The following is a 14,726-nucleotide window of genomic DNA, read 5'->3' on the forward strand; positions in this document are numbered from 1 at the left end:
TTATCTCAGGACGGGACAGATTGAGCCATCAAAAAAGCCAGCTTAATTGCTGGCTTTTATCAAGAGTTAAGGCTTACTCGTCTTTCTCGACAAAATCATCGGTAAAGTCAGTTTCCCAATATTTATATCCTTGAACCGTTGCTTGTGCAGCAGCGCCCATTAGGTTGACTTGATAGGTTTTAACACCTGAAATATCTACAGACTGGTTGGCAGAGGCTTGCTCACCACTCTCTTCATACTTAGCACTTGCCTCAGCTTGCGCTTGCCCTTCGTAACCAGACTCTTTGTAACGAGTGAGCGCATCTCTATCCATAAATGCTTGCACAAACCCAAGTTGCTTCCAGCCCACACCAGCGCCAACGCCTCCAGTGGCAAAGCGGTAGTATGACTTTTTACTTCCCTCATGCAGAACACAGATCCCGCCACCGGTTGATAATGCAAAGAGATAGGTATTGCTACCAGTACATACAACATAACCAACTGATTCAGCCACGGCAGACTTAGCTCCAGGATGCTCTTTGTAGATCTCTTGCAATGCCGCTTGAGTCTCTTCACGTGCATTCATCTTTTTCGCATCAGGATTATCGCCAGTTGCACAGCCAACCAGTAATGCTGGAACCAGAACGGCAGCTAGCTTAACTCGATTAAATTGAAAAATAGCTTTATTCAGTTGGAACATAGTTTCATCCTTTTGGTAAAACGAAAAATGCAGCTAATAGCTGCATTTTTAGAAATAGACACCCACTAAAAAATTGCGCTATATAAGCTATAGCACAATATTCAAGTTATTGATTAAACTCTAGCATTAGCAAGCTTAACAAATGTTGAACAGCTGACACTTGATACCTTCACTACTTGGTCACTAGCACTCTTCAAACACCGTTATAACTAGGGTTGAGTTCACTTTACAGGAAAACGTCAGCATTAATAAAAATAGAAAATAACAGCTCAATTTTATTAATCAAGTTACCGGCTCAGTCTTTAAAGGACTGCATGATCTCAGTGATCTCATCCATATGTTCTAGAAATAAAGGGACCAATTGTGGATCAAAATGTTCACCCGCCTGCTGTTGTAAATGAGATATAGCTTCCTCTACAGACCAAGCGCGTTTATAGGGTCGCTCACAAGTCAACGCATCAAATACATCAGCAATTGCAACAATGCGCCCTATGCGAGGAATATCCTCCCCTTTAAGCCCATAGGGATAACCAGTACCATTCCATTTCTCATGGTGACTAATGGCAACAATTTTCGCCATTTTAAGCAAGTCGGATTCATTATCGCCAATAATTTCAGCACCAATTTCTGCATGCTTTTTCATCTCTTCGAACTCATCATCCGTTAGCTTACCAGGCTTACGCAGGATGGCATCTGATATGCCTATTTTACCAATGTCGTGCATTGGGCTAGCAGCCATTAACATATCGGCATCGGCTTCACACATGCCAGCTGCTTTCGCTAAGATATGCGTATAGTGGCTCATCCGAATGACATGCATCCCTGTTTCGTTATCTTTATACTCCGCTGCTCGCCCGAGCTTCTGTATCACTTTGAGTTGAGTCGCGGCCAACTCAGCTGTTTTCTGTTTGACTTTAATCGCTAGTTCACGGCTCTGATTAAACAGCGCTAACTGGGTTTTAACTCTTTGCTGAACAATGGGGGGGTTAAATGGCTTAGTGATATAGTCTACCGCGCCAAGTTCTAGGCCCTTCAACTCATCTTCAGCGGTAATTTTGGCGGTAACAAAAATGATAGGTATATGCCGAGTGGTATGATCGCTTTTAAGACGTCTGCAAACCTCAAAACCATCAATACCCGGCATCATGATATCAAGTAAAATGAGATCTAAAGGCAAACGCTGAGCAATCTTAAGTGCTATTTCACCGTTTTTAGCCACTTTTATTTGATAATCATCTTTTAACATTCCAGCCAAAACATCTATGTTCGCTGGGGTGTCATCGACAACTAGTAAGGTTTGTTGTTCCATCACAGCCTTCCTATATCGTAAAAATTAATTGTTTCTAGCGACTACCGCTTGCATCTGTATTGCGACTTTTAGTGCCTCATCAAATTCATAGTCATCTAACTGTTTTTCAAGCTGCTTAAGCAAAGGTGCAAGTGACTTAGACGACAGTATTGCTCGCTCAGTTACGATAAGTTCGGTCGCTGCCATATCAAAGTCGTTAAGCATATCGATAAGTGTCGCTAAAACGGCGCTAGCTTTATCAGCATCTAGAGTAACCAGTGTCTGCTCTTTGGCTGCCCCAAGCAAGTGTGAGTTAATCTCTTGACAGACCAGTGATAATTCAGCTGCTAACAATTCATAATTACCACTAGAAGTCATCTCTGGCTTGGATTGTTTAAACGTTTGAATATCTTGCTCTAATTGCTCCGCATACTCAGCTAGCTTTAGTGCTCCTATTGCACCTGCAACGCTTTTTAATGTATGTACAAGCCTTGCTGCTGTCACCATATCATCAGCTGCGACACTCATACTAAATTGCGTAGAAAAGTCTTGTTGTCCGCTAACGAACTTCTGCAGCAACTTGCTATAAAGCTCTGTTTTCCCTTGAGTACGATGTAAACCCAACTGAGTATCTATGTGTTTAAAGCGATCAAAGTCGATCTCGTTTCCTCTACTGGAGCTGTCCGCCATTGCTGGTAATTGTGGATGTTTGGGAGTCACCCATTTAGCGATGGTAATGAATAACTCATCGACATTAATCGGTTTAGGAATATGGTCATTCATCCCCGACTCAATTGCTTTTTCTCTGTCACCTGCCATTGCATTTGCCGTCATGGCAAGCACAGGAAGATGTTCAAGCTCTTGATCCTCTCTAATCCTACGAGTGGCACTATAGCCGTCCATAACTGGCATTTGGCAATCCATCAATACGCCATCGAACGGTTGTTGCCCGAGGAGATCAAGCGCCTCTTGGCCGTTATTAGCCAGCACTGGTGTAATACCATTACTGCTTAGCAACTCTACGATGAGCTCCTGATTTAAATCATTATCTTCTGCAACTAACAACTTTGCTCCTGCAAGTTGAGATAACGCAGTTTCTACTCGACTGCGCCTTTTTGAAAAGCTGGTGAGTTTACGCGGCGCAAGACCCAAAGCAGGCAGTAAAGCATCCCACAATGTCGACTGAGTAACAGGCTTAGTGAGCACCGCATCTATGGGCACATCCACGGCATCGAATAGCAACTCCTCTTTACCGTAGGCTGTCACCATGACGACATGGGGCGTCATGGATTCGGGCAGTTGCTTGATAAATTTAGCCACTCCTATTCCATCAAGCTTTGGCATTTTCCAATCCAGCAGTGCCAGATGATAAGGTGTAGCCTCACTTTTTTTGAGCATTTCGACGGCTTCAACACCATCTTCAGCACACTCTACTTGCACCTTAAGGCTATCTAACATAGCTAGAAGGATCTCACGAGAATTGGCATTATCCTCAACAAGTAACACTCGAATATCTTCTAAACTCCCTTGGTAAATTGGCGTAATATCATGTTGCTCGACGATGGGGAATATCGATTCAAAATAGAAGCAACTGCCTTGATTCACTTCACTTGAAACCCCAATATGGCCACCCATTAAGTCAGCCAAATTTTTACAAATTGCCAGCCCTAAACCAGTACCGCCATATTTTCTGGTGGTTGATGCGTCGGCTTGAGAAAACGCTTTAAACAAGCCTTGCTGCTGCTCTGCGGTCATCCCTATGCCAGTATCTGTGACCGAGAATTTAAGCGTGACCTCTTCTTGAGTCAGCTTTTCAATGCTGACGCCAATAATCACGCTACCTTGTTCGGTGAACTTCACCGCATTATTCGCAAGATTGGTAAGGATCTGCGCTAAACGGAGCGGATCGCCCAGCAACATAGCAGGAATTTCAGGGTCAATATCAAACAACAATTCCAGCTCTTTCTCAGCCACCTTAATGCCGACAAAGTTGATAATATCCTCTAGTACATCTTCTAAGCGAAATTGAATCGCTTCGATATCCAGTTTACCCGCTTCTATTTTTGAAAAGTCGAGTATGTCATTAATGATCCCTAATAGAGACTGCGCTGAGCGATGGGATTTATCGATATAATTGTGCTGTTGCTTAGTCAGTTCAGTTTTTAATGCAAGGTGTGTCATACCAATAATGGCATTCATCGGTGTGCGGATCTCATGACTCATATTGGCTAGGAACTCTCCCTTAGCGCGGTTAGCGTCATCAGCGATTTCAATCGCTGAGGCGAGCTCCCGTTGTAACGCTTTCGACTCATTGATATTGAGGTGAACGCCACTGATCCGGCCGGCATGACCATCCTCAGTATAATGGTGCACCTGCCCTATACTCATTATCCAGTCATAACTTCCGTCTTTACGTTGCATTCTAAATTCGCGTTTAAGCAGCTGTGGGGTTGATTGCCCCTGTGCTTTCAAACGATCCAGAATAGGTTCTCTATCATCAGCATGTATTAGATTAAGCCAGGTCTGCTCTCCAGCATTAAGCACTGACCACTGCTCGTTATCAAGACAAAGATCCTCTACGTCGTAACCAAGCATGTTGGCGTACATAGGGTTGACTACGACTTTATTTTCGGCAGGATAGTAATCCCACATTCCCATCCTTGCGCTTTCAGCTGCCACCTTGAGCTTATCTTCTGATAGCTGCAGTCGATTTTCTGCTAGCTTTTGCTCAGTAATATCAAATAATGTGCCATCAAAAAAGCAAGCATCACCTATTTCATCGTAAACAAATTGCGCCTTAACCTGTAAATACCTTAGTTCTTTTGCGGCGTTCTTAATACGAATATCACGGGTAACAAAGCTCTGTTTTTGATAGGCAACACTCAACTCAGCTTTGAGCGCCTTCATATCTTCAGGGATAACTATATCTGCAAAAGTAAGCTGGGGGTTTTGACCTAAAAAATCTTGATCGCAGTAACCTGTAACCACTTCTACATTGGGGCTCAAATACTGCAGTGTATATTCAAATTCATCATGAATATCCACCCGATAGCGGTATACAACACCCTGAATGTTTTCTAGTAAAACTTGGTATTGCTGCTGGTTTTTCAGCATTTCTAAACGGACTTTCTCTTGCTCACTAATATCTAATAATGAAAACCTAACCTCGGTAACTCGCCCCGAGTCATTCATTACAAGATCGGTCGATACTGAGACAAACATCATCTCACTATTAGTATCATGCAGCTGCACCCGCTCATCTTGCGATTTGATACCGCGTAATGCTTGTTTGAATACAGTATCAATTGGACCATTCTCTTCATTAATGACATCGCGCCAATTAACACTTTTAAAAGCTTCGCGCTCAACACCTGCTAACAAAGAAAACTGCCGATTATGCTTGATAAAATCGCCGTCAACATTAACCGAAGCGTAAGCGACGAAAGAGTTTTCGTAAAGATCCCATAGCGCTTCCTCTCGTTCTTGTAACTCTTTCGTTCGCAGATTAATTTGTCGCTCTAAGTTATCATTATCAACTTGTAACCTGTCATGCACCAAGCGACTGATTTTAATGCCACCAAAAGACAGCAAGATACACAACAGCACAATCGCTGCCATAATCCCAATGATGATATTTTTAAAGAAGAAGTAATTACTTGCCGCTTCATCGAGATCCATCTCGGTAATAACGCCAAAGCCATAACGACTGTCCCAATGCCAAGCACCGATAACCTCCTTACCGCGATAATCTTTATACCCCTCATAATTGTGTCCATCCATGCGCATACTTAATTGATTAGCACTGTATGTGAGAGGGTTTTCGTTGTGGCTTTTTGTTGCTGGTGATTCAGGTGTAAGTAACCTTCCTGGATCGGTTACCCGAAGGTTTAATACCGACATCTGCCCAGGGTCGACCAGTCCTAATGATTGCAGATCTTTCTCAAAGCGACTGTGGGACAATATAAATCCCTCTTCAGATACAAAATAAGACTCGCCTGTATTACCGACTCCCGCGCTTTCAGCTAACTTTGCAAACTCCATATAAGGGTCGATACGCAGCATCAATACTGCCAGAATATTCTCTTTCGTATCACGAATAGGGCTCAATACAAACATAGTCGGTGTTTGCGCTTGCTCAATACCGTAGGGGTTTTTCAATATAACTTCAGAGTGGATAGGTTCGGTAATCACTGTTTCGCCAGCAACTGCACGGGCAAAAATCTTAGCCTCTTTGCGGGCAACAATATTTAATGTGCCGATATTTTCATCTGTTGCTGAAGACAGGTTAGTACCATCTAAAGCAGTGATAAAAAAACCTAAAGCCCCAAAAGACTGACTGTAGCGCTGATAAGCTTCTCTTGACCACTGAATATTTTCACTAGCAAGCACATTGTTGTTAGCATCAGAGATAAGTTCGACAGTCCGTTTCTGCAAAAGGGGGTTGCTCGAAACGGCTGTAATTCTTGACTCCCAGCCTTTTACCCAAGAGTAAAGCGCAACATCACTCGTTTTAGTTAAAGTTCTAAGCGCTTCACCACTTTTGTTAACTTCATGCTCATAGGTAATTGATAAGCCGATTGCGCCTACAAGTTGTAAAATAAGCGTGAAAACCAATAAAGACAGTGCAGCATACACACGATTTTTACTTAGTTTAAAAAAGGTAGATATATCTTGATTGACAGCACGTTTGAGCTGTATGAACAGCCAAATAAGTAAAGTTAATAAGCCAAATAGTAATAGCCCGATAAAGATATGATCCATTACCTATAAACTCCTTACTATTAGTGCAAATAAAATTATTTGCACTTATCTATTGTCAACTTAAAGGCTATTTCTCTTCTTTAAGAACTTCCAATCTCTCGATTCTAAATAAAAAGAGGCGAATATCATGTACACACCGACTAAGAATAGCTGCAAGATGCGCAGATAAAAGTTAACTGCAACATCTTTATCCGTTGAGGAAACCGTTGAGCCAACAACCACTAATAGAGCCGACAAGATCCCCGCAAAGAGTGGTGCTTTAGCTGGATCGGCATATATCTTTTGCCCAAATATTAACGCCGCTAACATCGACATACCGATGTAAAATGGCAGTTCAGGCGCAATCGTCAACAAGTTATAGAACACAATTGCCAACAAGCCACCAATACCATTTGTGACCAACAAAAATAGACTCACCTTGATGCTCTTTGCCCCAGCAGCTTGCAGCGACAAAATGGCAATAAATATCATCGTCAATAGCGCGCCAGATATCTCTAAAAAGTAGAAAAAACAGATAACCGGAAACGCTAGAATAAGGGCTCTAAATGCTTCATGAGTACGTTCATCATGACTTTGCTCTGCATTAGCCAGTGACTCTTTCTCTGGAGAGAGATCCGGTAGTAAAACATGTAACAAAGCAAAAATGGCAACTGCTACTACCCCTGAAAAACTAAGCCCTACCCCAACCATCAACGAGGCACCAGGCTGCAATAATCCTAGATAGGGTAACAACAGCGTTGCCACGATAAAAATCGTTGCAAAGAAGTTCCATTTAGGGCTGCTAAAAAGGTAATAGCCCCACAACATCATCATCGCCAATAATGGCAGTAACACCGCAGGATATTGCGTGGGCCCGAAACTCACTAGCCAAGCAATTGCGATAGTACAAATCATTGAGATGAGTAACTCGTACACTGTTTGCACTGTAGGTTCTTGTCTGTCGACCAAAAACTTGGCCACAAACACAGGTACAATAAAGGCTAACGGCCAAGCCCAGATAGAAGAGACTGCGACCGCAAGACCTATCCCCAAAGTAAACCTGAGCACTCGTCGAGTATAAATAGCCTCTTCAAGTGCTGCTTTTTCAGTGCTAACGATAAGCTCCTGGGCTTTATCTGACATAAGAGAACCAGCTCACGATTCTGATCCAGGCGCGGCCAAACAAGTTAATCATTGAATTATCTTTGGTATAAACGATTACATCAGCTTGGCCGCCTACACGTCGCAGTCCCACAGCTTCATCTTTTGATAATACGATGGTGACAGGGAAGCGTTGTGACTGCCTCAGCCAGCCAGTTTGGCCTGAGATCTGAGCAAGCTTGCCCGTTTGTTCACTCTGGCCCCAATCAATTCCGTAATCAATGCTACCAACCTTTGCTTTAAACACTTGGCCAGGCGCATAATCTAGCGCGAACTCGACCTCATCACCGGCTGTTATGTTACCTAAACTATTTTCTCTGAAATACGCTTCAATCCACACATCTTCTGAAGAGATAAAAGTCATAATTGGCTGACCTGCACTCGCATATATCCCCTCCTTTAATCTGAAGTTAGAGGCGACGCCATCGGTGGGTGCTGTAATAGAGGTGCGCTGCAAGTTTAACTGTGCCTGCTCTAAACTCAATAATGCCGATTTAACATTAGTATTATTTTCACCTTCAGCGCCTAAACGCTCCTCTGCCTTGGCTAAATCCGCTTTTGCACTTGCGACCCCCGCCTCAGCTTTAGTTAGCTCTGCACGGGCATTGTCGGCATCAGCTTGCGACATAACCTGCTTTTCAACCATGGTGAAAATTCGCTTTGACTGAACTTGCGCATTTTTATAATTAGCCACCGCATTGGTCACTTTCGCCTGTGCAGCTGCTACATTGGCAGTTTGTGCCCCTACATTTTGGCCCGCTTTCTTTAGTGATTGCTCCGCTTGATGCAATGCTATTTCATAGTCTGTAGCGTCAATCTTAGCCAGAACATCTCCCGCTTTAATTAGCGTATTGGGAGTTGCTAAAATATCTACGATTTCACCTGAGACTTGCGGACTAATTGGCACAACATAACCGCGAATACGGCCTAAATCTGTAGAGGGGATAAAACGGTCGGCGATTAAATGGAATACAAACAGAAAACTAACAACAATCAAAATGATATTGGTCGCCTTACGAATTTTACTGTTCTTTTGCTCTTCAGTTGGGCTAGCTTCTGCCTTTACACTTTCGTTTGCAGATACTTCTTCAGGCGTACCTTTTTGTTCAGTCATATTGATCCCTATCCCTAACCGATGCTTTTGCTTAGAACACATACTTTTTTACCAGTTTAGTGTTAAAAACACGTAAAATTCAATGTCTTTTAGAAATAAGCTTAGTATCGGCGCCTTCACATCATTAAATCAGCGGATTATGGCTGTAATCAATGTCTGAGTTTTTGATTTAACGGCAAGAAAGTTGTCGAAAGCGGCTGAAGGTGGGCGTTGTTACACAGCAATAAAATGAGCGTTATCAACCTGGGAACTGCTTGGCCAATAACGCTCTAAACTCATCAAAATTGTTTGACACTAAATCACGTTAGTGTGCTCGCTTTACATCCTCTGCCATACCGCTTGCAGGTAAAGCCTTAGGTTTGAAATCCTCAACAGCTTGCTTATTTAACTCTTGCTTAAGGTAGTCCAGCGCTTTTTCAAGTTGCGCATCTTTACCGGTAAAGGTTGCATATGGCAGGTTATCAACTTCAATATCAGGGCTGACGCCACGTCCTTCAATAATCCAGCTACCGTCCATTGCATATTGTGGATACTCAGCAACTCGCGCCATTCCTTTATCAGTCAGAGAGTTACGACCAGACAACCATACGCCAGCCCCCGTAGTTTGCTTACCTATAAGCGGAGCAATACCCAGTGCTTTGACTCCAGCAGAGAAGGTCTCACCGTCTGAATAAGTCAGCTGATCGGTCAGTACAACTAAGTGACCATTAAAGGTTTGCTGCATATTTCCAGATGGCGTGCCATGGGTTGGCGCCCAAAATGCCCATGTACGTCTAAGAAGTTTCTCAATAATCCAACTGTCGATATTACCGCCTCGGTTGCGGCGAACATCAATAATCAGTCCCTGTTTATCATAGTTAGCGTAGAACTCACGGGCGAAACTGGCGATATCACCACTGCCCATCGCATACAGATGCAAGTAACCGAACTTGCCATCACTTGCTTTGCTAACTTCATCGCTATTATGGTTGACCCAGTCTTGATACCTTAATTTTGCATTCGCTGATGCGGTGACCGGTTTTACTATTGTCTGATGTGTTTTACTGCCGCGCTTAAGCTCGAGTAACACCTGTTTAGCATTTTGATTACGAATAAGGCGAGTAACATCAGCAATGTTTGTCAGCTTTCTACCGTTTATCGCAATGATAATGTCACCCACTTTAGCATCAACACCCATCTGCTCTAACGGCGCCGCTTGCTTAGGAAGCTCTGGGTCGCCTTGATAGATGTGCTCAATAACCACACCGGCTTTTGTTTGCTCTAAACGCGCACCTAAACTGGCAGACTTTGCCTTGTTGGGATCTTTAGCAAAGTCGCCGCCACGCACTTGCGAGTGCAGCGAATCTAACTCACCCATCATCATCTTAAAGATATCATTGAGTTCATGACGATCGGTTAGACGGTCAACCAATGGCTGGTATTTCACTTTTGCTTGCTGCCAATCGACACCACGCATTTTTTTGTCATAGAAGGAGTCACGGTGCATCAACCAGGCATCTTCAAACATCTGCTGCCACTCAGCGGTTGGTTGAATAGCAAGTTGCCAATTGTTTACCTGAACTTTGGCGTTATCGAGTTCTTTAGGTAGTTTGTCGCCCGCATCAACAATCAACATCTCTTTACCCTGTTTCGATTGTTTGCGGATAAACAGCTTTTTACTGTCGCTGGACAAGGTATATGAGCCCACATCCTTTGAGAATGTGTCGACTTTAGGGCTTAACGGATTAAACTTAACCACTTTCAAAGAAGACTTACGGCTCTCTACATTTTTATCAAGTAGATAGAGCTTATCCTCACCAAGTTGCAGTGATGAATAATTACCTGCAGCAACAGGTACTTGCCATAATCTTGCCGATAAGCCATCCCAGTCAACTCGGGTTTTAATCTCGTCATCACTGTCTTTTTCAGGCTCACTCAACAGCTCATTTGGCTTTTGAAAAGCAAAGCGTGCTTTAGCATTTAGGGCAATGGCAAACACTTCAGTGCGCTTATTAAACATTGGCCCCATATTTCTGTCACCCCATGGTGAGCTTGGTGTAGAGACAAATTTGCGGTTTGAGAGAAAATAAAGCCAGTCGCCATCCTTACTAAAACTGGGCGAGAATGACTCATACTTGTCTGTGGTGAGTGCTTGCGCTTTGTTTTTATCTAACGAATACAATACGATTTGGCTGCGGTTTTTACCCATCTCAGCTTTGGTAAGTGCGATAAACTGGCTGTCTGCCGACCAAACGATGTCGGCGTACGGTCCAAGCCCTTCACCTTGGGTAATGATTTTCTTATCGCGTCCCTTCTTTAAATCTAATAGCCAGACATTACCGTCATAGTCGTCATGAGCCAAATAACGGCCGTTAGGCGCAAGGTGCAGGTTCATGCGCAATGCTTTGCCATTTTCGGTTAACTGCTTACGCTTATCACTGCCATCGGCGGCAAATTGCCATATCTCCTGCTCACCGCTAATGTCACTTATGCCGTAAACCCACTGGCCATCTTTGCTCATAATCGCATTGCGCACTCGACTCTCAGCCGGAACGGTCAGCTGCACCAATCTCTGTCCATCCGTTGACGCTATGGCGACATGGCTTCGAGCGGTGATCACAACTCTATCGTTTTGCGGGGTAAATCTTGTCGATGTAGCGTACTTCATCGGATCGCTAACCCAATGCTCTCGTTTATGTGCAAAATCTGAAATCAACTCAATATCAACGGCTTGCTCTTTATTCGCTGCAATATCGAACAGCTTAATGTCGGCGCCCTGCTGGAACACAATACGGCCCTCATTAAGCTTGGCGCTTCTCACTTGCCACTCTTTATAATGCGTGTGTTGCTGTAGATCTTTGCCATCGGTAGACATTGACCAGATATTGTCGTTACCGTCACTATCGCTAATAAAGTAAACACGAGACTGCCACAACATGGGTTGCCTTACAGAACCATCGTGGGCTGCTGCTAATTGCTGTGCTTCTTGTTGCTCACCGAGCTTAAAACGCCACAGCTCTCCCTTAGCGCCGCCTCGATACACTTTGGCATTATCACCGGTAGTTTGCAGACCAAAGCGAGTGAAGTAAACATACTCATTTTTCTCGTCAATCACGCCTTCAATGGCATCGGCAAGCGGTAAGTCCGTTGTCACAAGACTTGTAGGGTCTACAGTACGTAACACCCAATAATTTGCTGGACCAAATGCATTATCTGTGGCGTACAAGATTTTACCATCACGAGTCCAGCCTTGTACTCTCACTCGAGAGTTTTCAAAGCTGACTCGCTTGGCTTGACCACCGTCAATTGCAATAACATAAACCTCTGATGAACCTTCATAGTTCGCCACATAAGCAACTGATTGACCATCAGGTGAAATTGTCGCTCCCAGCTCCTCAGCAGGTAAACTGGTTAAACGTCTGGCCTTCGAATCTGTTAGGTTTTTAGTCCAAAGATCACCTTCTGCAGTAAATACCAATGTTTGTTGATTCAATGCCGGGGCGCGAAAATAGCCTGCTTTATCACTAGAGTCTGAGGCAAATGAGGGGGAAGTACTAATTGTGCCTAAAGCTAACATGCAACATGCAAGTGAGTGACGAAGTTTCATCGAAGAGGCCATCCTATTGTAATTATTCTAAATGGGAGCGATTGAGCCAAACAAAGTAGCAAACTTTTGATTAACCTTCAGCAAAATAAACATAAAGAATTATTAGCAAATGTGTCTTAGAACATTCACCTCTATTTGAGAGTTAGCAACAATCAGCTACGCTTGATAGGTCAACACTCACTTTCCAACTAACGCCTTGTATTTAATAAAGGATAATAATGACCTCTGAATATCAGCGCCCCTCTTTACGGGATGACCCTCGAATCCATAAAGCGCTACTGGATATGCCAAGCAAGAATGCTAATAGTTACAGTGAATCACAGCTTATCTATTTCCGATTAGCACTGATTGGCAAGCCGTGGCAGCAACACTTTATTGATAATCGTGGCACCTTCTATTTTCCGTTTGTTGGCTGGCGTTTTTTCTATGTATTCCTTTTAGGTAGAAACAAACGCGCATTGAACCGCAAGGAAAAACAGGCGTCTATGGCTGTATTCATACTCTCTGTTGTGTGCTTTATTGTTATTTCGATAGTGTTCGGGCTACTGCTTCTCTATTTACTAAAGTCAGCATTAGGCATTGATCTATTTGAAGGGACTTCGCTGGGGATCTGGGATTGGTTTAATGAATAAAAAGAGCTAAATCGCCTACTTCAGCAGTAGGCGATTATATCTCGATATTTATTTTGCTTAGTTAGCGGTATTATCTTTCATCGCGCCATTGAGCTGCTTTTTCAATTCATTATAGTGTTTTTTAAGCGCTTCATTAGACTGCAATATGGTTTCATATTCTCTCTCTATCCGTTGTAATGCTTGTTCAGCCTGAGCAAACTCTTCTAGGATAAGCATTTTTTCTACCTCCTCGAATTCAGCACTCAGCGCTTCAGCATCAGCCCTTACGATTTGCAGGTTTTTAGCGCCATTAAAATCTGATGATTGCAGCTTGATTGGCGGTTTTTCATCAGCGCGAGTATTTTCTCGCACTGACATACTCTCTGACTCTTGTTCTGGCGTAGCCATTCTCATCACCGCTGGTGCATTGTGATCTTGTGGCGCCGTCATTAAGGCTGGCATCGCTTCATCACTCAAATTACCCGTCTGCATTTGTGGGTTAATCACGAACAGAGTGACCACCAATAATACAGAAGCTGCAGAAGACAACGGCCAACGGTGCTTGCGCCAAAATGACTGACTTTTCACTCGTGGTTTTGCCTTGCTGGCCGCGAGTTCTAAAATGGCATTATCAAGTGCTTTTGATGGCTTTTCTTGTTCAATATGTTGATAAAGAGCATGCAGCTCTTTTTGAGTATTGTCTTCACTCTCTTTAGTCATACTCCACCTCCTGCCACTTCAGGTCAACACAAGCTTTAAGGCCTTTATTTGCGTAACGAAGACGACTCTTTGTTGCCTCAACGGTTGCACCTGCAATATCGGCAATCGTTGCTGCTGTGAAGCCCATTTCAATATTAAGCAAAAACGCTTCCTGTTGAACTTGCGGTAAGTCTTTCACACAGTCTTTAAGTAATAGCGCCTTCTTTTGCTGTTGCAGTTGTTGCTCTGGAGATTCAGTCAAACAACTGGCCATGGATTCGCTTTCTTGCCCATTCTCAAACGTATCACTAAAACTCGTTTCTGGTTTCTTGGCTCTTACATGGTCAATAATCAGGTTATGCGCGATGCGATATAACCAAGTGGTGAACTTTGCTTTGGCTTGATAATTGGCCGCCGCCTTTATCACTCGACTCCATGTTTCTTGGTACAGATCTTCAGCCAACTGTTGATCATAGATTTGCCGCACAAAGTAGCGGTATAACGGCCCTTTGTGTTTACTGTATAGCAGTTCAAAAGCGCGAGTATTACCGCTGGCATATTGCAACATGAGCGCTTGATCGGGATCTGCATTTAAAGGTTGATCTGTTGGGTGATTGGGCTCTAACACACCAAGGTCCTTTACAGAGTAATGAAACAATCAGTCTGCATTGCAGCGGGTGATTTGTCTATAGCGAGATTTATAGCGATGACATGGAGTGTGGAACTAATTTAGCAGCGTTACAAACATGAACAGATAATGACAATTTTATTCAAGGCGCATTGTGGAAGAAATGGTTATTCCCTTTTAAGACAATGCAACGCAGCAGTGAATGTCCTGAGAAGCTCAC

At 43.4% G+C, this 14,726-nt stretch carries 9 protein-coding genes; 1 reads left to right on the forward strand and 8 read right to left on the reverse strand.

Annotation, left to right across the window (positions count from 1 at the left end):
- Positions 1-73: 73 nt before the first annotated feature.
- The 6 genes from AB4135_RS16635 to AB4135_RS16660 all read right to left on the reverse strand — a co-directional run bounded on the left by AB4135_RS16635 (position 74) and on the right by AB4135_RS16660 (position 12,568).
- Entirely contained in the window at positions 74-679 is a 606-nt protein-coding gene (locus AB4135_RS16635) for a hypothetical protein (RefSeq protein WP_371994587.1), read from the reverse strand.
- Between the two features lie 295 nt (positions 680-974).
- The gene (locus AB4135_RS16640) at positions 975-1,988 is read right to left on the reverse strand and encodes an HD domain-containing phosphohydrolase (RefSeq protein ID WP_371994588.1); all 1,014 of its coding nucleotides are present in this window, start codon (positions 1,986-1,988) and stop codon (positions 975-977) included.
- 24 nt (positions 1,989-2,012) lie between these two features.
- Positions 2,013-6,728, reverse strand: a complete 4,716-nt coding sequence (locus AB4135_RS16645; protein ID WP_371994589.1) for a response regulator — start codon at positions 6,726-6,728, stop codon at positions 2,013-2,015.
- A gap of 60 nt (positions 6,729-6,788) precedes the next feature.
- The gene (locus AB4135_RS16650) at positions 6,789-7,850 is read right to left on the reverse strand and encodes a DUF2955 domain-containing protein (protein ID WP_371994590.1); all 1,062 of its coding nucleotides are present in this window, start codon (positions 7,848-7,850) and stop codon (positions 6,789-6,791) included.
- Entirely contained in the window at positions 7,840-8,982 is a 1,143-nt protein-coding gene (locus AB4135_RS16655; protein WP_371994591.1) for an HlyD family secretion protein, read from the reverse strand. The genes AB4135_RS16650 and AB4135_RS16655 overlap by 11 nt, the downstream gene beginning before the upstream one ends.
- A gap of 304 nt (positions 8,983-9,286) precedes the next feature.
- Positions 9,287-12,568: a S41 family peptidase gene (locus AB4135_RS16660; RefSeq protein WP_371994592.1), complete on the reverse strand. Its 3,282-nt coding sequence runs from the start codon at positions 12,566-12,568 to the stop codon at positions 9,287-9,289.
- A gap of 218 nt (positions 12,569-12,786) precedes the next feature.
- Between AB4135_RS16660 and AB4135_RS16665 the strand changes: the two genes are divergently transcribed.
- Positions 12,787-13,200: a hypothetical protein gene (locus tag AB4135_RS16665; RefSeq protein WP_371994593.1), complete on the forward strand. Its 414-nt coding sequence runs from the start codon at positions 12,787-12,789 to the stop codon at positions 13,198-13,200.
- 57 nt (positions 13,201-13,257) lie between these two features.
- Here the strand turns inward: AB4135_RS16665 and AB4135_RS16670 are convergent, their stop codons facing one another.
- Both AB4135_RS16670 and AB4135_RS16675 read right to left on the reverse strand, forming a co-directional pair.
- Positions 13,258-13,899, reverse strand: a complete 642-nt coding sequence (locus AB4135_RS16670; protein ID WP_371994594.1) for a hypothetical protein — start codon at positions 13,897-13,899, stop codon at positions 13,258-13,260.
- Positions 13,892-14,446 (reverse strand): sigma-70 family RNA polymerase sigma factor, encoded by a 555-nt coding sequence (locus AB4135_RS16675; protein WP_371994595.1) that lies wholly within the window; start codon positions 14,444-14,446, stop codon positions 13,892-13,894. The genes AB4135_RS16670 and AB4135_RS16675 overlap by 8 nt, the downstream gene beginning before the upstream one ends.
- Positions 14,447-14,726 lie beyond the last annotated feature (280 nt).

The sequence above is a fragment of the Shewanella sp. 10N.286.54.B9 genome (assembly GCF_041468565.1).
Taxonomy (GTDB): Bacteria; Pseudomonadota; Gammaproteobacteria; order Enterobacterales; family Shewanellaceae; genus Shewanella.